The sequence below is a fragment of the Rhodococcus sp. SORGH_AS_0303 genome (assembly GCF_030819335.1).
GTDB lineage: Bacteria > Actinomycetota > Actinomycetes > Mycobacteriales > Mycobacteriaceae > Rhodococcoides.
This window is the reverse complement of sequence record NZ_JAUTBO010000001.1, coordinates 4,369,635-4,389,132: the sequence shown is the minus strand read 5'-3', so window position 1 is coordinate 4,389,132 and position 19,498 is coordinate 4,369,635. Positions and strand designations below refer to the sequence as shown.

Here is a 19,498-nt window from a genome sequence, read left to right as displayed (position 1 = left end):
TCCTGTTGTACCCGGCCGACGACGGACGGCCCGCATCGAGGCGGCCACCGACCTCAGGTGAGGATGACGGTGTAGACCTGTGCCAGGAGGCCGTCGCGAACGATGCCGACATCGGCTCCACGGACGACGGGATCGGAGCCCTCGGGTCCGAGTGCCCACGCCAGGTAGCCGGCGTCCTGCATGAGGTGAACGCTGCCGTCCGCGGTGAACACGAATCCCGGTGCGTCGTCGAGGATCGCCTGCACCTTGGCATCGAGTGCGTCGTGGCCCTGCACCCGAGCCTCGGCATCGGAGAAGACGACGTCCTCCGTGTACGTCCGCGCGATGGCGGCCCGCCTCGCCGCGGGGTCCCGTTCGCCGAAGACCTGCAGGAGGTTGGCGTGCATCAGCTGCTCGATCGACTCTGCCATCGCTGGCCTCCAGTTCCATATGGGTGAAGGTTCACCCAAATTAGGCGCGGCCGGTCTCCACGTCAACCGCGTCGCGAGAGGGTGGCGCCACAATGGAACGGGTCAATGGACCGTCCGTGGGGGATCTGCCATTCATGCCCGAGTCGACCTCCGGTGATGGATCCTGATCGTGGAGATCGAGAGTGTGGTGTGACCTGCCGGGTCACCCTCGCGGTCAGAGCTGAGTCGGGCGATGAACTATGCGGAAATGTCCACCGATCTGTTGCAGGAACGGTACGAGCGGCTGGTGACGGACCGCCGTTCCGCCATTGCCCGCGACGCGCCACCGGACGACGTCGTGTCGGTCTCCAACGAGTGCACCCGGGTGCGCCGCGAGTTGGACCGTCGCGCCCGTCGAGTTCTGTGATCGACGAAACCCGTGGGCTCGATCTTCCGCCCCCTGCGGCGGTGCTGAGAGACGATGGGGGTGTGCTCGACGACGATCGAATTCCCCGTGATCCCCCGACCCCCGACGTCCCGACGCGGTTGCGGCGCGCCGGAGCCGGCGGAGTCGCCACGGTGGAGAAGACCCTCGCCGTGCTCGAGGTGGTGGCCGATCGCGGCGGCGCCACCGCCAAGGAGGTCTCCGAGGTGCTGGGCTTCCCGCTGCCCACGACCTACCGTCTGCTGCAGGTACTCGTCGGTTGCGACTACCTCGTTCATCTCCGAGCGCGGCAGCGGTTCGAGCTGGGATACAAGTTGGCTCGTCTCGGTGTCAGCCTGCATCGCCAGGTCGGCGTGCCTGTGCCGGTGCGGCAGCGTATCTCGAAGCTGCACGAGACACTGGGGACGGCAAGCTACTTCGCCGTCTACCGCGGGTCCGACGTTGTGGTGGCGCATGTCGCCGACTGCGCCACCCAGCCCCGCATCACGCCGCTGAACTTCGGTTTCCACGAGGCCGGGCACGCGACTGCCTTCGGCAAGATCCTGCTCGCTGCGATGTCCCGCGAGGACGCAGCCGAGTACCTCGACACCCATGGCACCGAACGGCTCACGTCCACGACCATCACCGACCGCGACGAACTGGAACACCACCTCGCCGAGGTGTCCCGTCGTGGGGTGGCATGGGAGCGTGAGGAATTCGTTCCGACGAAAGCGTGCGCTGCAGTGGCTGTCCATGATGCGTCGGGTGCGGTCATGGGAGCCGTGGCCATCAGCACCCCCGATCGGGAAGTGGACCGTCGACGGGCGGCCGAGGTGGAGCACGCGTTGCGGTCCGCGGCGAACGAGATCAGCCGGTGGTTGCGCACCGGCTGACCTCGTCCGCGTCAGGAGAACTGGATGCCACCGTCCACGAGCATCGTCTGACCCGTGACGTAGTCGGAATCCGGAGATGCCATGAAGCTCACGAGCTTCGCCACATCGTCGGGCACCGATACTCGGCCCAGCAGGATCGACTGGGCGTTCTCGGCGAGCGCCTCGCCCTTCTGCTGGCCGTGCTTCGCGGCGAGCTTCTCGTCGATGAGATCCCACATCGCCGTGCCGACGATGCCGGGGCCGTAGGCATTGACGGTGATGCCGTGTTCGGCCCACTCCATGGCCGCGGCCTGGGTGAGACCGCGTACGGCCCACTTCGTCGCCGAGTAGGGGCCGAGAAGTGCGAAGGGTCGGAACGCGACGATCGAGGCCGCGCCGATGATCTTGCCGCCGCCTCCCTGCGCGATGAACTGGTTGGCCGCGGCTCGGTAGGAATTGAAGATGCCTTTGACGTTGACGTCGAAGATTTTGTCGAAGTCGGCGCTGTCGTACTTCAGCAGCTCCTCGACCTGGGCGATTCCGGCATTCGCGACGAAGACGTCGAGGCGCCCGCCTGCGTCCACCGCGGTACGCACCAACGATTCGACCGAGGATTCGTCCACGACGTCGACCGCGGCGCCCGTGGCCACACCGCCGGCACCGACGATCGTCTCGACGGTCTCGTCGACACCGTCCTTCGAACCAGGCAGGTCGGCGACGACGACGTGAAGACCGTCTCGGCCCAGGCGTTCGGCGATGCTCTTACCGATTCCTCGGGCTGCTCCGGTGACGACGGCGACGCGTGGGTTCTGGCTCATGGAGACCTCCGTGACTCGGTGAATGATTCTCATCCAGATCACACCTGCACGGTCTGGGGCGTCCAGGGTCGTTATCGCGGAGTGAGAACGGGGACGTTTGGATGATTCGTCCGCGGGCACGCCGCACTCATGACCGATCCACACGACGAACCCACACTCGACGACGTCCTGGTTCCCACGGAGGACGCGCACCCGGACCGCCGGGCTCACGCCAAGACACCGAGCCATCTCGACGACGACGAGCTCGAGCAGAGAGCGCAGCACGAGCGAGACGAAGTGCAGGACTGACGCGGCGCTTCAGCGCCCGAGGACGTGCGGATCGCGCCCGATGAATCCGAGAAGCCTCGTCTGATCATCGGCGTCGTCGGGTACGGCGACAGCTTGCCCGTACTGCCCGGACGACCGCATGAGTTCCTCGATCGGCTGCATGCCGTCGACCAGTTCGGCGCAGTAGTCGCCGTCGAGTGAGAGGTCCTGCCCGCCGGCCGCGGCGAGATCCCACGAGTGCATGAAGACGTCGGGTACGTAGAACCGGCCGACCGCCGCGGGAAGTGGCATCTCGCCGATCATCGGATGGTGGAACGGGGTCGCGGCGTCCGGCCCGTCCAGCACTCTCTGCACGGCGTCGCTGTGGACACGCCAGGCATCGACCGGGTCCTCGAGTGGTGAGCGCCCACGATCGAGTTTCAGCCCGGTGGCCGTCGTCAGAAACGCCGGAAACCATTCGACGAGGTGCGCCACCACATCACGTGCGGTCCAGCCGTCCACGGGCGCCGGGGCATCCCAGGCCGACGTGGACTCGACGAGCGTGGTGAAGGTCGCGGCGACGGCGCGGTGACGGTCGGCGGTCTCGCGCGGCAGTGTCATGCGCGCACTGTGCACCGTCGTCGCCCTCACGTCAATCGTGCGCGAGCGAGCCCGAGCCGAGCAGGGTGCCCGTGTCGGCGGGCGCTCGGATCGTTGCGTCACCGGTCTCCCCGCGCACAGGATGCGACCCGAATTCTGTCTGTGCCGCTGCGCTGTTCGACGGTGACGGGTCATTGATATCGAGCCCCGGTGAACTCGAACGGCGGGTGAGTCGACGTCGGCATGAACAACGTGGATACGACGTGGATCAGGCGACGGCGCCGTGCGGTCGTCAGCCGAATTCGGGTGCCGGTCCGAAGTGGGGAAGTCTCGTCGACAGTGGTTGCCGAGCCGTCGACTGTTCCGGGCGACCGTGCGCGATGAGTCCAAGTTCTGCGATGTGAGAGTCGAAAGCATCGCGACCGACCCGGGTCAGCTCGACCCACGTCACCAGTCGCGAGTCGCCGCGGGAGAGTGACGTCGTCTTCTTCGTCGACACGTAGCCCGCGTCCGACAGAGCTCGGAGATGTTTGGACAGAGACGCATCGCTGATCTCGAGGGTGTCGCGGATGATGGCGAAATCGATCTCGTCGACTCGGCGTAGAAGCCCGCAGATGCGCAGCCGGACCGGTGCGTGGATGACGGCATCGAATCGTGGTTCGGGGCCGCGATCCTCGGTCACGACCGTGGTCCGGAGTGCGCCCGGCCGGACGGGCGTCGGACGTCGTCTGCGTGCAGATGGCGGCGATACTCGCGGTCGAACAGGCGGCCGCCGAACAGCACGAGCACGAAACACAGCGCCTGTGGCACGAGGACCCACCACGCGGACAGAGATGCCACCAGACCGTAGGAGACGCTCAACGATCCGAGCACGGTCACCAGCAGCCCACCGAGAACACACCACCCGACCACACCCACTCCTGATGGGCGTACCCCCGTCAGGCGGGGATAGAGCACCGTCGTCACGATCGCGGCCGCGACCAGAACAGACGTCGACACCGAACGCACGTGGCCGTCGGGCAGCGACGGTGTACCGACGTACAGGGCGGTCAGTGCCGCGAAGGCCGGATAGAACCACGTCGGCGCCGCGAGACGGTCGGCGAGAACGACTCGGTCGGCATGGATCTCACTCAGCAGGGCGCGAGCATCGTCTGGCGACCGATGGCTTTCCATGACGGAAACACTAACACTTTCCGTGCTGGAAAGTGTTACGTTCGACGGGCCATGCAGTCCACTCGAGGAGGGTCATGAAGAAGCATCCCATCAGCACTCGCGCCGTCGTCGTCACCGGCGCCCTGACGGCAGTCGTCACGGCGGGTGGCACCGTGAACGCCGGTGCGCAACCGATGTACTTCTCACCGGAGCAGCGCATCCACACCCTCGCCGAGGTTCCCCAGTGCCTCGCGGGAACGGTCGATGTCAGAGTGACCAGCGGCTACACCCCTGACGAGATTCACGCTGACTTCACGACCCATCTGTACAGCCCCGCGTGGGTGGGGCTGGCCGACTACGAGTGCTACGTGACCATGTACGCGGACTGGCACAATCACGACACCGGCGCCAGCGGTACCGCCGAACACCGAGTGGCGAGCTGGCGTTTCCAGGGCCCCAACGTGACCAACCCCTATCTCGACATCGACACGGGTGCAGGACCGGTCACCGTCACGTTCAGGACGAACACCCCGCACACGCCGAGCCCCACTTTCGAGGTGCCGGCCCGATGACGGCGATGCGGACGTTCGTCGCTCCGATCGCTGCACTGTGTGCGTCGGCTCTGGTGGGGTGTTCCGGCGGGGATTCCGCGACGGATGCGGGGACCACGGTGGCCACGTCGACGGTGGAGCCGACCACCACGACACCGGCGGTGGAGTCGGCGACGCCTCCTGCACCCGGTGCACAGGTGTCGGGAGAGTCCACTGCCACCTCGCCGCGGCGAACCCCGGAGGAGGTGTCCGACTTGTTTCCCTGGAATCAGCCGCGTCCGAGCCCCGAGTCGGGAACGGTCGACCCGGCCCTGTTCCAGACCGCCCCTGGCCTGACCAACTTCACGACGCCCAGCGGAAACGTGCAGTGCGGGATCTGGGCCGGTGGCTCACCCGCGGGCCAGGTCGGATGCCAAGCGGTGACGAGTGTGCAGCCGGTCGACGGCCCGATGTGCACGAATGCGCCGAACGACAAGTACGCGGTCCGTGTCGACGGTGCCGGCTCACACCATCTGTGCACCACGCAGGGCATCTACACGAGCCCGGCACCTCGAGTGCTCGAGTACGGCGAGGTTCTCTCGACGTCCGGAGTGGTGTGCTCGTCCGACGTCGACTTCGGCGTGACCTGCTGGGGCACCGCCGGTGCATTCATGTTCGCTCGCGACTGGAACGAGACCTTCTGACCCTCGTCAGGGAACGAGGTTGCCAATCTTGGCGGAGATGGTCGAGGTGAGAACCTTCGCGACGACGAGAGCCAGGCCGGGAACCGGAGCGTCGAATCCGATGGTGTAGTCGAGAGCGGTGCCGCCGTCGGTCGTCGGGGTCAGGCGCTGGGTGCCCCAGTGTCCGCGCAGCGGTGAGCCCTTGGTGATCTTGTACTCGATGAGGGTGTTCGGTTCGGAGACGATCGTCGTCTCGTGGAAGGCGGGCAGCGGGCCGAGCTTCAGTGCGCGCGTGGAGCCGACACCGTTGCGCGAGCTGTCTCCGTCACGAACACGCGTGATCTTCGCTCCGAACAGGGGGCCGAGGTTCTCGTGCTCCGACAGGGCTGCGAACACGACATCCGGTGCGGACGTGAACGTGTGGGTGACGTGGACGCGCGTGGGTGCTGCCATCAGAGGGACTCCTGTTCGATGCGGGACCCGATCATGTCAGCACCGGTGCCGCTGTTCCGAGCCGGGAGGCGCCGACGGTCTCGTAGGGTGACGCGGTGTCCTCGAACGAGATGCCTGCGGGTCCCTCCTGGCCGACGCTTCCGTCCCACAGGTCGTGGCTCGACGGCGAATCCGCCCGGTTGCTCGACTTCGGCCGCACTCTCGATCACCCGTCGGGAGGCGCGGCGTGGCTCGACGACACGGGCGAGCCGGACCTGACGCGGCCGGTGTTCACCTGGATCACCGCGCGCATGGTGCACGTGCAGTACCTCGGTGCGCTGCTCGGGCATCCGGGCTCTCGCCGCAGAGCCGACCGACTGTTCGACGGACTCCTGACGGTGCTGCGGGACGACCGACACGACGGCTGGGTCGAGTCGACCGACGACGCGACCAAGTCGGCCTACACGCACGCCTTCGTCGTTCTCGCGGCGTCGACGGCCACCGCGGCGGGTCACCCTCGCGGACCTGCACTGCTCGCCGAGGCACTCGCCGTCGTCGATGCCCGGTTCTGGGACGACCGCAGTGGCATGTGCGTGGACACCTGGAACGCCGACTGGTCGGAACTGGACGACTATCGCGGGATCAACGCGAACATGCACATGGTGGAGGCGATGCTCGCGGCAGTGGACGCCGGCGCCCCCACGGTGTGGCGCGAGCGGGCCGCTCGCATCTGCGACAGCGTCATCGAGTGGTCCGAGGCCAACGACTGGCGCATCCCCGAACACTTCACCACCGAGTGGGAACCGCTGCTGGAGTACAACTCCGACAGTCCGGCCGATCAGTTCAAGCCCTACGGTGCGACGGTCGGTCACGGTTTCGAGTGGTCGCGCCTGATGCTGCAGGTCTCCCTCGTGGCCACCAGCGCGCGCGGCCACGACCACGTGGACGTCGCTCGATCGCTGTATCGGCGCGCCGCTGCCGACGGATGGCAGGAAGGGTCGACGCCCGGCTTCGTCTACACGACCGACTGGACGGGCCGGCCCGTCGTGACCCAGCGATTGCACTGGGTGCTGTGCGAGGCGATCGCCGCCGCCGCGACCCTGCTGCGGTGGACCGGAGAAGGGCAGTACGAGAACGACTATCGCGCGTGCTGGGATCACGTAGCCGACTGCTACGTCGACCGAGCGCGCGGATCGTGGCACCACGAACTCGACGAGCACAACGCCGTGGCGACGAGTGTGTGGGGCGGGAAGCCCGACATCTACCACGCAGCCCAGGCGGTGTGGATCAGTCGGTATCCCACGGGATCGAGCCTTGCGGCGGTGCTGAGCGGCGGTATGCTCGATCCACGGTGACCCGATGCCCGTGCGCGTCGTCGCACGGTTCCCCTACTGCATCGGGATCGACATGGCATCACGTACCGCCGACGAGGGAATTCGCCGGCACCGTCCCTCTCGACCGCGGCGCGATGGCGCGGCGCTCCGGTACCTCGACGAGTGGCGTGACCACGTCGAGCGCACGGAACGGCGCGTCGCTCGCGGTGGCGCCCACCCCGTGTCACGTGCGTGGGAATGGACCGGCCCCACGGGGTGTCCGATGTGTGACGGTGACCTTCCGACCGATGCCCGGGCGCGTCTCGCCGGGCTGCTGCACAACGGCGGGCGGCGCGCTCATCGCCTCGCGGTCGCCGTCGACACCCTCGATACTCGCTTACGCTCGGCGACAGTCGAATCGGAGCGACCGCGATCGATGCCGTGGTGGCAACGACGAGTGCCGTGGATGTGACGCAGTCACCCGGACCGTCCCCAGTGCCCCACCGCCTCGTCGAGGGTGAGAACGTCCGCGTACTTCGCACGCAGGTCGAGCAGGTTCGACTCGTGCATCCCCGCCTCCCGATCACCACATGCGTCCGCGACCACGAGTGGCCGGAATCCGTGTTGCAGAGCGTCGGTGGCGCTGGCGCGGATGCAGCCACTGGTGGTCAGGCCGCAGATGTAGAGGGTGTCGACACCGCGTGCGGTGAGGGTCGCGGCGAGCGACGTGCCGAAGAAGGCACTCGCGTACTGCTTCGTCACGACGGTCTCGCCCGCTGCGGGCCGCGGGGCCGACGGGAAGTCGCCGAGATCCGAGCCCTCCTCGAACACGCTCAGCGCCGGGATCTTCCGCATGAACAGCCCGCCGTCGGCGCCGCCGGCCTGATAGCTCACGCGAGTGAAGACGACCGGTACCCCGGCGTCGCGGGCTGCCGCGACGAGAGTCGCGGCAGCGGCGACGGCGTCCTCCACGGGAGCGCGCAGGGGCGACCCGTCGACGAGGTACGCCTGCACCACGTCGACCACCAGTACCGCCGCGCTGCGCCCCGGTCCGAGATCGCCGGCGAAACCCGACTCGCGATACGACCCGAGCGTGTCCGTCACGCGCGCACCGCCTTCCGTACGTTGACGGGCGGACGTGGCGCCGGCAGACCGGTCTCCTCCTCGCACCGTTCGAGGATGACTTCGAGGGACGGACCCTTGTCGAACACCTCGATCTCGCCCCGCTCGGCTGCCATGCTCTCGCGTCGGCCCGCGGATGCGTCGGCATCGATGACACCGTCCGCGTCGCAGACGACGCCGTAGCCGGTCAGAGCGCCGTCGGCGCTGACGAGGCCGCGACGCACCTCGAGCGCCACCAGCTCGGGATCGCGCGTCAGCGGGTCGCCCCAGCCGCCGCCACCCCACGTCACGAAGTGCAGCACATCGCCCCGCGACACCTCGACGTCGTGAATCTTGCTGGGGAGGATCTCGGTCTCACCCGACGCGCGGATCAGCCACTTACGTCCGCGTGCACCGGGTTTGCCGCCGTTCACACCCCACGGATAGGTGAGCCAGCGATCGTCGTGGATCGCGATGGTGCCCGGCTCCTCGAAGTAGTAGGCCACGTCCACGCCGTTGCCGCCGCGATGCAGACCGGCGCCGCCCGTGTCGGTGACCGTCTCCCACCGCTCGATGCGCAGCGGGTAGTACGACTCCAGGTACTCGCAGGGGATGTTGACGAACGACGGCCACAGCGAATGGCCGTCCGGACCGTCACCCATCGGTCGGCCGGGGATGCCTCCGAAACCGATGGAGTACAGCTGGAACCACTCACCGTCCCGCGGTCCGCCGTCGTAGTGGCCCGAGTACATGAAGTGGGGTGACGACGAGAACCCGGCGGCGTTGAGGATGTCGGGATTGTTCTTGCCCAGGAGCCCACCGAAGAGGTCGAACACCCGCCCGATGCCGTGGTTGCGGCCGTTGAGCGCCGCGGGATAGCGCGGTTTCCAGAACGAGTCCTCGGGAATGGTGACGTCGATCAGTGGGTAGAAGCCGTCGTTCCAGAGGATCTGCGGATCCGCCACGGTGATGACGTAGATCCCGAAGAACATCCGGACGAGGTTCTCGTTGATGAAGTAGTTGATCGGACCGACCGCCTGCGGCGCCGCCTTGCTGAAGTCGAGGTGGATCTTCTCGCCGTGCCGGGTCAGTGTGATCGCGAGTTCGTAAGGTCCGTAACCACATCCGTCGTCGCAGACGAAGTCGTTGAACTCGATGGTCTCACCGTCGACGAAGAGCATCGCGAGCAGCACCTTCATCGCCTGGTAGTTGCGGTCCAGCAGTGCGTCGAGGGCGGACAGGTAGACGTCGACACCGAATCTGTCGCACAACTCGACGATGCGCCGGGACGCCGTCGAACACGCGGCGACGAGACCGTTGAGATCGGCTCTGTTCCAGTCGGGCTTGCGGACCTGGTTGAGGATGATGTCGAGCGCGGTCTCGTTGAGCTGCCCCTCGCTGTACAGCTTGAAGGGCGGGATGATGACGCCCTCCTCGAAGATGGTGTGCGCGTCGGTGGGCATCGACGACGGGGTCTTTCCGCCGACGTCGGACATGTGGCCGAACATCGACGACCATCCGACGACGCGGCCGCTGTGGAAGATCGGCAGCACGATGAGCCAGTCGTTGGCGTGGCTGATGGCGGCACCGCACGCGTACGGATCGGAGGTGAGGAGAATGTCGCCCTCACCGACGGTCCCGTTGAAATTGTCGAGGAAGTCGGGCACGGACAGACCGAACTGCCCGACGACCATCTTCCCGCTCGGATCGGCGATGAGCGGGAACTCGTCGTGCTGCTCGCGGATACCGGGTGAGAGTGCGGTACGGAAGAGCACCTCGTCCATCTCGTATCGGGCGTTGCGGAGCGCGTTCTCGATGATGTCGAGCGTGATCGGATCCACGGGAACCGTGGTGAAGGGCGTGGTCGAGGTCTCGATGATCGTGGCCATCAGGTCTCCTGAGATGAGTTCCGGGCGAGAGGGGATCAGCGGGGAGCGATGAGAAGGCTGGCGCTGGAATGGACCGTCGCGGCGTGACCGGAGAGGACCAACGTGGTCGAGTCCATCTCGGTGATCACGGCGGGTCCCTCGACGACGTTGCCTGCCAGCAACTTCGCCCGGTCGTAGATGCCGGCCTTCGCGTACTCGCCGTCCATCCACACGTCGTTCGTGGACACCAGTGCGGCCGACGGATCCGCACCGCCCTCCTCGAGCGGCTGGAAGGCCACGTCCGGTCGCGGCCCGCTGACCGTGACGCGCAGGTTGATGACCTCGCGTTCGTTCTTCAACAGGAACGAGAAGAGACGCTCGTGCTCGGTGTCGAATGCCGTTCCCAGAGTGGACAGCAGATCGCCGGACTCGAGTGCGCTCGCGTCGAGATCCACGGGGATCTCGAAGCCCTGGCCCTGGTACCGGAGATCCACCTGGTACTTCGCCGTCTGCTGATCCGCGGGCACGCCCTCGGCCGACAGTCGTGCGGCCGCGGACGTCGCGAGTTCCGCCAGGGCGGTGCGCAGCTCGGCGTCGTCGGTGTCGGAGAACGCACGGATCATCGTGCGAGCGCTCTCGTCGCGGACGCAGGTGGTGGCGTCTCCGTAGGCGCAGAGGACGCCGGGCGACGGCGGGACGATGACAGGCCACGCGCCGGTGAGACGCCCGAGTGCGTTGGCGTGCAGCGGACCTGCGCCACCGAACGACACCAGTGCGAAGTCGCGGGGGTCGTAGCCTTGCTGCACGCTCACCAGTCGGAGTGCGCCGAACATGTTCTCGTTGACGATGTCGACGATGCCCGACGCCGCTTCCTCGGGACTGCCGAGCCCGATGGCGTCGGCGATGGTCGCCACTGCCGTCCTGCTCGCGTCGACGTCGAGGCTCACCTCACCGCCCGCGAGGGCGGCAGGCAGGTACCCCAGCACGACGTTGGCGTCGGTCACCGTCGGCTCCGTGCCGCCGTTGCCGTAGGCCGCGGGTCCGGGGTCGGCTCCCGCGGATTGCGGACCCACCCGCAGCGCCTTCGTGAGCTCGGGGACATGGGCGATCGACCCGCCGCCGGCACCGACCGTCCGGACGTCCACACTGGTGGCGCGCACAGCGAGGTCGCCGACCTTGGTCTCACGACCGATCCGCGGCTCACCGCCGAGGACCAGTGCGACGTCCGTCGACGTGCCGCCCATGTCGAAGGTCAGGAAGTCGGAGTAGCCGGCCTGCTCGGCGAACCACACCGCGCCGGTGACGCCTCCCGCCGGGCCCGACAGCAGCAGGGACACCGGTGACTCGGCCGCCTTGGCCGACTGCACCAGGCCACCGTCACTGCGCAGGATCGACAGCGGCGCTGTGATGCCCTTGTCCTGCAGCGACCGGTCGAGGTTCCGCACGTAGCGGGAGACCTCCGGCTGCACGTAGCTGTTGGCCACCGTCGTCAGAGTGCGCTCGTATTCGCGCATCTCGGGAAGAACCTGGCTCGAGATGGAGACCGGAATGCCGGGCAGTTCGCTCTCCGCCCAGGCCGCGACCTGCTTCTCGTGCGAGTCGTTCGCATACGAGTTGATCAACGAGATGGTCAGCGCCTCGATGCCGGCACCGGCCAGTCGACGCAGTTGCGCGCGGGCCTGCTCCTCGTCGAGAGGAGTGATCTCCGACCCGTCGGCAGCCAGTCGCCCGACCACCTCGACGGTGTTCTCGAGCGCCGCGAGCGGTTCCGGCTTGGGCCAGATGATCCACCCCGCGAGCCCGCCCGGGACGAAGGAGCGCGCGATCTGCAGCACCTGGCGAAACCCGTCCGTGGTGACGAGCCCGACGCGCGCACCACGTCCCTGCAGGATGGCGTTGGTCGCGACCGTGGTGCCGTGCAGAACCTGCCCGATCTCCGACGGCTCGATCTCGGCCTCCGCGCAGACCTTCGCGATGCCGTTGAGCACACCGATCGACTGGTCCGCAGGGGTGGACGGTGTCTTGGCTCTGAAGGTGGTGCCGGTCGTCTCCTCGAGAAGCAAGACGTCGGTGAAGGTGCCGCCGACGTCGACGCCGAGTCGATAACGCATGGTGTTCTCCCGTGCTGTGAGGGTGAGAGGAGCGAAGGTCAGATGATGCCGCGCTCCGCGAGCGCCGCCCGGTCGGATTCCGTGACTCCGAGTAGTCGTCCGTAGATGTCGGAGTTGTGTTCTCCCAGTTCGGGTCCGGCGTGCCGAACCGAGCCGGGACTGTCGCTGAGCTTCGGTGCGACGTTCGCCATGGGGATCTCGCCGAAGTCCGGGTGCGCCAGACGCACGATGGCCTCGCGCGCGGCGAAGTGCGGATCGTCGAACATGTCCCGTGCTGTGTAGATGCGACCGGCGGGAACGCCCGCCTCGTGCAGGAGGTCGAGCACGGTGTCGGTGTCGAGGGCGGACGTCCAGGCCCCGACGATGTCGTCGAGCTCGGTCATGTTCTTCCCGCGCGCCTCGTGGTCGCGGTAGCGGGCGTCCTCGATCAGGTCGGTCCGGTCCATCGCGGTGACCAATCGGCCGAACACCGAATCCTGGTTGGCCGCGACGAGGATCATCTCGCCGCCCAGGGTGGGATAGACGTTGCTGGGCGCGATGTTCGGCAGCACGGAGCCGGTCCGCTCACGCTGGTACCCGCCGATCTCCCACTCGGGCAGCAGGGATTCCATCATGGCGAGCACCGCTTCGTAGATGGCCGAGTCGACGAGTTGCCCCCGTCCGGTGTTCTCCCGGTGATGCAGCGCGGTGAGGACGCCGATCGTGGCGAACACGGCTGCGAGTGAATCACCGAGGGAGATGCCGGTACGAGACGGCGGCATCTCGGGATTGCCGGTGACGTAGCGGATTCCGCCCATGGCCTCGCCGATGGACCCGAAGCCCGCCCGCGGTGCGTAGGGGCCGTTCTGGCCGTACCCGGTGACCCTGGCCATGATGAGGCGCGGATTGATCTCCCGCAGTGCGTCGAACCCGAGGCCCCAACGCTCCATCGTGCCGGGGCGGAAGTTCTCCACCACGATGTCGGCGTCCGCGATGATCCGGCGGGCGAGGTCCTGACCCTCGGCGCTGCGCAGGTTGCAGGTCACGGACTTCTTGCCGCGCGCGACGACGGGCCACCACAGGGACTTGCCGTGCGGCTTCTCCCGACCCCACTGGCGCATCGGATCGCCGGTGCCGGGCGGCTCGAGTTTGATCACCTCGGCGCCGAAGTCGGCCAGCAACTGTCCGCAGAAGGGGCCGGCGAGAAGCTGACCCATCTCCACGACACGCAGATCGGACAGTGGGCCGGTGGGGGCCTCGCTCATGAGGACTCCTTCGTCTGGTCGGTCGTGAGGGCTTGGAGCAGAACATGTTTGGCGGCGCGGACGTGGGCGCGCATCACCGAGTCCGCCCACGTCTCGTCGCCGGCGCGCAGAGCCGCGACCAGGTCGCGATGGTGGGCGTGACTGCGTGCGAGATCGACGGGGGCATAGCGATGGAAGGTGCGCATCACCAACGGCAGCTGGATCACCGCTCCGAGCATCGAGATGAGGCGGGTGCTGGCCGCGGCAGTGCGCACGATGGCGTGGAACTCGTCGTTGAGCTGCGCCATCAGGTCCAGGCGTTGATCTGCTCCCTCCCCGGCCGCGGTTTCCATGAGGTCGCACAGCTCGGCGAGTCGGTCGATGTCCTTCTCGCCGATACGTGAGGCCGCCCGTGCCGCGGCCATGGCCTCGAGCGTCATCCTCAGGTCGTAGATCTCCTCGAGGTCGTCCGCCGTCCACTGGTACACCCGAGCCCCGCGATGCGGCAGAACCTCGACGAGTCCCTCCATCTCGAGCTGTCGCAGCGCCTCACGCACCGGTGTCCGGCTGGTCTCGGTGAGTTCGGCGATCTCGACCTCTCCGAGACGTGCACCGGGCGCATACGTCCCGGACACGATGCTGTCGCGGATGTGCGCGTAGACGCGGTCGACGGCTCTCGCCATGGATGCGACTCCCTGTGGTCGATGGTGAATTGTTCACAATGTAGGCCCATGACGATGGCGTGTCCCGGTAATCGTCGTTAAATTCCCGTTTCCGATCCGCTATTGCATACAACGGGGTGTCGGCGCAGGATGGGCCCATGACTGCGGTGCAACTTGTCGAGGTGGGTCCCCGTGACGGACTGCAGAACGAGGACGCTGTCCTCTCCGTCGACGACAAGATCGAACTGATCACGCGCAGCGTCGCCTCGGGTGCCACGCGCATCGAGGCGGTGAGCTTCGTGAACCCGAAGCGGGTGCCGCAGATGGCCGGCGCCGAGGAGGTCATGGCAGGCGTCCCGCGTGACGGCTTCGTCTCGTACATCGGGTTGGTGCTCAACCGACGTGGACTCGACCGCGCGCTGGCGGCCGGCGTCGATGAGGTCAACGTCGTGGTCGTCGCGACGGAGGAGTTCAGCAGGCGCAACCAGGGGTGCTCCGTCGACGAGGCGGTGGCGGCGGCGCACGACATCATCACGGATGCGCGTACAGCGGGCGTGCCGGGCACGGTCACCATCGCCGCATCGTTCGGGTGCCCGTTCAGCGGTGAGGTGGATCCGGTGCGAGTCGGCGAACTCGTCGCGCGGATCGCCGAATGCGCACCGGCCGAGATCGCCCTCGCCGACACCATCGGCGTGGGAGTGCCGGCGCAGGTTCGTCGACTGGCGGAGCTCGCCACCCGGAACGCTCCGAACATCCCGCAGCGCTGGCACTTCCACAACACACGCAACACCGGTTACGCCAACGCGCTGACCGCACTGGAGACGGGGGCGCAGGCCCTCGACGCCAGCATCGGCGGCTTCGGTGGGTGCCCGTTCGCACCCGCCGCCACCGGGAACATCGCGTCCGAGGACCTGATCTACGCGCTCGACCGCTCCGGTGTCGAGACGGGAGTGAGCATGGACGTGCTGGTCGACGCCGCGACCTGGCTCGGCTCCGCGCTGGGCAAGGACGTGCCGGGGTTCCTCGGGCGTGCGGGTGGCTTTCCTCCACGGTGACCTGCGGGAAAGACGGCCGTGACTCGTGTTCCCGCGGGAGTTTCGTGTTCCTGCGGTAGATGCAACGCCTACGGGAACACGAAAGGCATGCGGGAAGGCCGGAGGCCGGCCGTGACTCGGGAAGGCCGGAGGCCGGCCGTGACTCGGGAAGGCCGGAGGCTCAGACGACCCGGAACCGTTCGAGGACCACGAGAGTCGAGTCGTCGATGGTGAGGCCGGCCAGCGTGTCCGCCATCTCGTCGGATCGCCAGAACCGTTCGTGCCCGGCACGCCATGCGGCGATGTCGGCGTGACCCTCACCCTCCGCGACGGCATGCGCATCGTCGACGTCGCCGAGAGCGCTGACGCGTACATCGGTGATCTCGATGACGCAGGCAGTGGCGCCGCCGGAGTCGATCACCCTGTGACGCTCGCCCACTCGGGGCAGCGGCTCGTTCTCGTACTCCACCCGCAGTGAGGTGGTCGCCGTCTTGCGGCCTGCGCCTATCGCCGACACGAGGGCATCGCGTAGCGGCCCGGGGAAGGCGAACTCGGCCACGGGGAGAGAGTCGATGTCGGCCATTCCTCGAGTATGGCGCACGCGGGTGGGGTTCCCGCGGTCGTTCCCGGTTGCTGCGGACGCTGCAACACCTACGAGAACCTGTGCGGTCAGCGGTCAGCGGGAAGGCCGGAGGCCGGTCGAGGTCAACGGCTCAGCGAGTACACGAGAGTGTCCGTCCACTCACCCTTGCACCAGCAGTCCTGCAGGCGCAGTTCCTCGTCGCGCAGTCCCACGCGCTGGGCGAGACGTGCGGAGGCTGCGTTGCGCGCGTCCATCTCCGCGGTGACGCGCCGGACCCGGTCCAGAGCGAGTACCTCGTCGAGCACTGCCTGCACCGCTTCGGTGGCGTAGCCGTGGCCTGAAACGTCGCGCGCGAAGGTCCACCCGAGTTCGACGGTGTCCTCGGCGACGAACCACGCGGAGACGGTGCCGATCACCCGGCCGTTCAGCTCGACCAGAGCGTTCAATGCCCCCGTGTCGAGACTTGTTCGCTCGCAGCGTCTCTGCACTGCGATCCGTGCGTCCTCCGCCGTCCACGGCTCGTGCATGAGGTACCGGCAGACCTCGGGATCGGTGTAGAAGTCGAGCCGGTGCTCGTCGTCGGGGGAATAGGTGCGCAGAGTGAGCCGCGCGGTGACGGCGACGACGGTCACGAGGGCGGCCTCGTCACCGCTGCCAGGACGAGGAGGAGAGCCGCCGCGGCGCCACCGACCAGAAATCCTGTACCGGGAGAACGGGAGTCGACCACCACGCCGATACCCGCGGAGGCGAGAGCAGCGCCCGCGTTCACCGCGGTGTTGATCCAGCTCGACGCCTCGGTGCGCACGTCCGCGGTGGTGAGGTGATCGGACAGCAGGTACCCCGTCACCAGGGCGGGCGCGATGCAGAAGCCCAGCAGGAACAGTCCGACGTGCAGCGGCACCGTGGTCGAGACCAGCGACAGCAGGGAGGTGAGGACGGCCATCATCAGGACCGTCGTCAGAAGTCGACGGGTCAGCGAGCCGGCCCAGCTCCGGCGCCCGTACAGCAGTCCACCGCAGACACTTCCGGCTCCGAGCGCCGCGAGAAGCGTTCCGGCCGATCCGATGGCTCCCTGCTTCGCGGCGAAGGCTGTGGCGGCGATCTCCACGGTTCCCAGGACGGCCCCGACCCCTGCCATCGCTGTCAGGACACCGACGAAGCCGGGCCGGCGGAGTGGGCGCGACGAGGGAGTGGTCCCTGTCGTGCGCGGGCCGTGTCCGCGCGAGTGCCGGCTGGTGGTCATGCCGACCGTGCCGACGACGGCGACGCATCCCGTGGCGGCGAGTGCGATCGACGGGGACAGGGCGGTGACGAGGGTGGCGCCGAGGAGGGGCCCGATGGTGAACATCGACTCCTCGCTCACGGCATCGAGACTGTAGGCGCGGGTGCGGGTCGGCCCCGGCGGCGTCAGCGAGCTCCAGACGACACGCATCGAGGCACCGAGTGGGGGAGGGAAGAATCCGGTGACCAGACTGCCGAGCACCAGGAACCAGGCCGGGGCATCGACGTACGTCAGAACGGCCAGAGTGACCAGGGCCGTGGCGAATCCGACGGCCATCGAGACGAGGGCTCGCCGCTGACCGATGCGGTCGACGAGACGTGCCCGATACGGTGACGCCACCACATTGGCGACACCGAACGCACCCGTCGCGGAACCCGCGACCGCGAACGATCCGGTGGCACGCTGCACCGCCAACAGGATGACCAGTCCGACCATCGCGAAGGCCAGGCGGCCGAGCAGTGCGGGGAGGAAAGCGCGTGCGGCACCGGGTAATCGGACGATGCCGAGATAGCCGAGCGGATCCGCGGCGCGGTCGTCAGTGGGAGGAGGGTACGCCACCGGTCACCATGTCGAAGACGGCGTCGAGTTGAGCCCGGCCCTCGTCGACGTCGGGGTGGCGCTCGGCGATCTGGTTCAGCAGGGCGCGCTGGAAGATGCCGTCGATGGTGATGTAGGCGGTGGCCGGCGTGAGAACAGGCGCCGCTCCGACGAGTTCGCAGTACCGGGCGACGACGCGCCAGATCATCTCCTCGCGCCGGGACTCGATCTCGAGGACGTCGGCGCGGAAGGAGGAATCGAACAGGCTCTGATTGCGCAGGTCGTACCAGAGGCGGTGGATCGCCGCGTCGGCGAGCAGGGTGCCGAAGAAGGTCTCGGTGAACGAGCGTCGCAGCTGCTCGGCGGACTCGGCCCCGGCGACGACGTCGTCGTACCGCGTCACACAGATCTCCTCGTACTGCCGCACGGCATGCGCGATGAGATCGAGCTTGTTGGAGAAGTAGTAGTGCAGGACGCCGTGCGAGTACTCGGAGTTCTGAGCGATCTCGCGGAGGCTGGTGCGGGCGTAACCGAGTTCCGCCAACGTCGCGAGAGTCGCCAGTGCGAGCTCGCTGCGACGCGCCTCGAACTTGTCTCGAGAGCGCTCCTCGACGCGAAGTCGGGGGTCGGTGGTCTGGGTCACCCGGAAAGCATACCGCCGCATCGACGAACTCTTGACAGTCGTCAAGATTTTTCTTGACGACTGTCAAGACTTGTCCCTAGTGTTGCCTGCATCACATCGAACAGCGGATGTGATCCAACGCGAAGAACGCTTCGAACAAGGAGAGCGGACATGACGAGTTACGACCTGACCGGACGAACGGCACTGGTCACAGGCGGTGCGCAGGGCCTCGGCGCGGGAATGGCGCAGGCTCTCGCGGCGGCAGGAGCGTCCGTCGCCATCGCCGACATCAATGCCGCGGGTGGTCAGGAGACGGTCGAGGCGCTGCGGGCCACAGGAGCGAAAGCGGAGTTCGTCCAGCTCGACGTCACGGACGACGCGGCCTGGGAGGCGGCGGTCGAGTCGACCATCGGCGCACTGGGCGGCCTCGACATCGTCGTCAACAACGCGGGTATCGAGGTCACCAGTCTCATCGCCGATCTCGACGCCGAGGCGGCGTCCGCGATGCTGCAGGTCAACGTCATCGGCACCGCACTCGGCGTGAAGCACGCATTCCGCGCGATGCGCCCCGGTGGCAAGGCCGGTAAGGGCGGATCGGTGGTCAACATCGCCTCGGTCGCCGCCACCATCGCGTTCCCGGGAATCAGCCTCTACTCCGCCACGAAATCGGGCATCGACCGACTGACCCGGGTCGCGGCCGCCGAATCGGGAAAGCTCGGCTACGGCGTGCGCGTCAACTGCATCTATCCGGCACTGACCCCGACCGCGATGGGCAACAAGCTCGCGGTCGACACAGCGGAACTCGGCCTGTTCCCGTCGGTCGAGGCGGCAGTGCAGACCGTCGTGGAACTGACGCCCCTCGGTCGACTCGGCCAGGTCGACGACATGGCGGACGCCGTGGTGTTCCTGTCGTCCGACGCCGCGAAGTTCATCACCGGCGCGGGGCTCCCCGTCGACGGCGGCATGGGCATGTGACCTGCCGCCCCACCAGCACGGCTCTCGACCACCCCACTTCG

24 protein-coding genes are annotated in these 19,498 nt (G+C 67.6%); 8 read left to right on the top strand and 16 right to left on the bottom strand.

What is annotated here, in order from left to right:
- Window positions 1–53: 53 nt before the first annotated feature.
- Window positions 54–410 (bottom strand): nuclear transport factor 2 family protein, encoded by a 357-nt coding sequence (locus QE449_RS20850; protein WP_056443437.1) that lies wholly within the window; start codon window positions 408–410, stop codon window positions 54–56.
- 247 nt (window positions 411–657) lie between these two features.
- Between QE449_RS20850 and QE449_RS20845 the strand changes: the two genes are divergently transcribed.
- Both QE449_RS20845 and QE449_RS20840 read left to right on the top strand, forming a co-directional pair.
- Window positions 658–816, top strand: coding sequence for a hypothetical protein (locus QE449_RS20845; protein ID WP_197027825.1), 159 nt, complete (start codon window positions 658–660; stop codon window positions 814–816).
- 62 nt (window positions 817–878) lie between these two features.
- Entirely contained in the window at window positions 879–1,706 is an 828-nt protein-coding gene (locus tag QE449_RS20840) for an IclR family transcriptional regulator (protein ID WP_307109603.1), read from the top strand.
- A gap of 11 nt (window positions 1,707–1,717) precedes the next feature.
- Here the strand turns inward: QE449_RS20840 and QE449_RS20835 are convergent, their stop codons facing one another.
- A complete protein-coding gene (locus QE449_RS20835; RefSeq protein ID WP_222650630.1) occupies window positions 1,718–2,503 on the bottom strand; it encodes an SDR family oxidoreductase in 786 nt (261 codons plus the stop codon).
- 129 nt (window positions 2,504–2,632) lie between these two features.
- Here QE449_RS20835 and QE449_RS20830 point away from each other — a divergent pair, with 129 nt between their 5' ends.
- On the top strand, window positions 2,633–2,791 hold the full coding sequence (locus tag QE449_RS20830; protein ID WP_307109602.1) for a hypothetical protein: 159 nt from the start codon (window positions 2,633–2,635) through the stop codon (window positions 2,789–2,791).
- A 9-nt stretch (window positions 2,792–2,800) separates the two neighbouring features.
- Here the strand turns inward: QE449_RS20830 and QE449_RS20825 are convergent, their stop codons facing one another.
- The 3 genes from QE449_RS20825 to QE449_RS20815 all read right to left on the bottom strand — a co-directional run bounded on the left by QE449_RS20825 (window position 2,801) and on the right by QE449_RS20815 (window position 4,522).
- Complete coding sequence (locus tag QE449_RS20825; protein ID WP_307109601.1) at window positions 2,801–3,370, bottom strand: maleylpyruvate isomerase N-terminal domain-containing protein; 570 nt, start codon at window positions 3,368–3,370, stop codon at window positions 2,801–2,803.
- 271 nt (window positions 3,371–3,641) lie between these two features.
- Window positions 3,642–4,031: a transcriptional regulator gene (locus tag QE449_RS20820; protein ID WP_307109600.1), complete on the bottom strand. Its 390-nt coding sequence runs from the start codon at window positions 4,029–4,031 to the stop codon at window positions 3,642–3,644.
- The gene (locus tag QE449_RS20815) at window positions 4,028–4,522 is read right to left on the bottom strand and encodes a hypothetical protein (RefSeq protein ID WP_307109599.1); all 495 of its coding nucleotides are present in this window, start codon (window positions 4,520–4,522) and stop codon (window positions 4,028–4,030) included. The genes QE449_RS20820 and QE449_RS20815 overlap by 4 nt, the downstream gene beginning before the upstream one ends.
- Window positions 4,523–4,596: 74 nt before the next feature.
- Between QE449_RS20815 and QE449_RS20810 the strand changes: the two genes are divergently transcribed.
- Window positions 4,597–5,073: a hypothetical protein gene (locus QE449_RS20810; protein WP_222633205.1), complete on the top strand. Its 477-nt coding sequence runs from the start codon at window positions 4,597–4,599 to the stop codon at window positions 5,071–5,073.
- Entirely contained in the window at window positions 5,070–5,735 is a 666-nt protein-coding gene (locus QE449_RS20805) for a hypothetical protein (RefSeq protein WP_307109598.1), read from the top strand. Before QE449_RS20810 ends, QE449_RS20805 begins: the two co-directional genes overlap by 4 nt.
- Before the next feature lie 6 nt (window positions 5,736–5,741).
- Here QE449_RS20805 and QE449_RS20800 read toward each other — a convergent pair whose 3' ends face one another.
- Window positions 5,742–6,167, bottom strand: coding sequence for an SRPBCC family protein (locus QE449_RS20800; protein ID WP_037186314.1), 426 nt, complete (start codon window positions 6,165–6,167; stop codon window positions 5,742–5,744).
- A gap of 95 nt (window positions 6,168–6,262) precedes the next feature.
- Between QE449_RS20800 and QE449_RS20795 the strand changes: the two genes are divergently transcribed.
- A complete protein-coding gene (locus QE449_RS20795; RefSeq protein ID WP_155957087.1) occupies window positions 6,263–7,501 on the top strand; it encodes an AGE family epimerase/isomerase in 1,239 nt (412 codons plus the stop codon).
- A 58-nt stretch (window positions 7,502–7,559) separates the two neighbouring features.
- On the opposite strand, the gene QE449_RS20790 is transcribed toward QE449_RS20795, so the two are convergent.
- The 6 genes from QE449_RS20790 to QE449_RS20765 form a co-directional block, all read right to left on the bottom strand.
- Window positions 7,560–7,697 (bottom strand): hypothetical protein, encoded by a 138-nt coding sequence (locus QE449_RS20790; RefSeq protein WP_197027823.1) that lies wholly within the window; start codon window positions 7,695–7,697, stop codon window positions 7,560–7,562.
- Window positions 7,698–7,936: 239 nt separating this feature from the next.
- Entirely contained in the window at window positions 7,937–8,563 is a 627-nt protein-coding gene (locus tag QE449_RS20785; RefSeq protein WP_027506515.1) for an isochorismatase family protein, read from the bottom strand.
- Window positions 8,560–10,449: a hydantoinase B/oxoprolinase family protein gene (locus QE449_RS20780; protein WP_307109597.1), complete on the bottom strand. Its 1,890-nt coding sequence runs from the start codon at window positions 10,447–10,449 to the stop codon at window positions 8,560–8,562. The genes QE449_RS20785 and QE449_RS20780 overlap by 4 nt, the downstream gene beginning before the upstream one ends.
- A 35-nt stretch (window positions 10,450–10,484) precedes the next feature.
- Entirely contained in the window at window positions 10,485–12,539 is a 2,055-nt protein-coding gene (locus QE449_RS20775; protein WP_307109596.1) for a hydantoinase/oxoprolinase family protein, read from the bottom strand.
- Between the two features lie 38 nt (window positions 12,540–12,577).
- Window positions 12,578–13,783, bottom strand: a complete 1,206-nt coding sequence (locus tag QE449_RS20770; RefSeq protein WP_056443476.1) for a CaiB/BaiF CoA-transferase family protein — start codon at window positions 13,781–13,783, stop codon at window positions 12,578–12,580.
- Window positions 13,780–14,445: a GntR family transcriptional regulator gene (locus QE449_RS20765; protein ID WP_307109595.1), complete on the bottom strand. Its 666-nt coding sequence runs from the start codon at window positions 14,443–14,445 to the stop codon at window positions 13,780–13,782. The genes QE449_RS20770 and QE449_RS20765 overlap by 4 nt, the downstream gene beginning before the upstream one ends.
- 137 nt (window positions 14,446–14,582) lie before the next feature.
- On the opposite strand from QE449_RS20765, the gene QE449_RS20760 reads away from it, so the two are divergent.
- Window positions 14,583–15,479: a hydroxymethylglutaryl-CoA lyase gene (locus tag QE449_RS20760; RefSeq protein WP_307109594.1), complete on the top strand. Its 897-nt coding sequence runs from the start codon at window positions 14,583–14,585 to the stop codon at window positions 15,477–15,479.
- A 160-nt stretch (window positions 15,480–15,639) separates the two neighbouring features.
- Here the strand turns inward: QE449_RS20760 and QE449_RS20755 are convergent, their stop codons facing one another.
- The 4 genes from QE449_RS20755 to QE449_RS20740 form a co-directional block, all read right to left on the bottom strand.
- A complete protein-coding gene (locus QE449_RS20755; RefSeq protein WP_222633199.1) occupies window positions 15,640–16,041 on the bottom strand; it encodes an ASCH domain-containing protein in 402 nt (133 codons plus the stop codon).
- A 122-nt stretch (window positions 16,042–16,163) separates the two neighbouring features.
- Entirely contained in the window at window positions 16,164–16,673 is a 510-nt protein-coding gene (locus QE449_RS20750; RefSeq protein WP_027506509.1) for a GNAT family N-acetyltransferase, read from the bottom strand.
- Window positions 16,670–17,881 carry an MFS transporter gene (locus tag QE449_RS20745; RefSeq protein ID WP_307109593.1) on the bottom strand — a complete coding sequence of 404 codons (1,212 nt, stop codon included), beginning with the start codon at window positions 17,879–17,881 and terminating at the stop codon, window positions 16,670–16,672. The genes QE449_RS20750 and QE449_RS20745 overlap by 4 nt, the downstream gene beginning before the upstream one ends.
- Window positions 17,859–18,503, bottom strand: a complete 645-nt coding sequence (locus QE449_RS20740; protein ID WP_027506507.1) for a TetR/AcrR family transcriptional regulator — start codon at window positions 18,501–18,503, stop codon at window positions 17,859–17,861. The genes QE449_RS20745 and QE449_RS20740 overlap by 23 nt, the downstream gene beginning before the upstream one ends.
- A gap of 150 nt (window positions 18,504–18,653) precedes the next feature.
- Here QE449_RS20740 and QE449_RS20735 point away from each other — a divergent pair, with 150 nt between their 5' ends.
- Window positions 18,654–19,457 (top strand): SDR family NAD(P)-dependent oxidoreductase, encoded by an 804-nt coding sequence (locus tag QE449_RS20735; protein ID WP_042574244.1) that lies wholly within the window; start codon window positions 18,654–18,656, stop codon window positions 19,455–19,457.
- Window positions 19,458–19,498 lie beyond the last annotated feature (41 nt).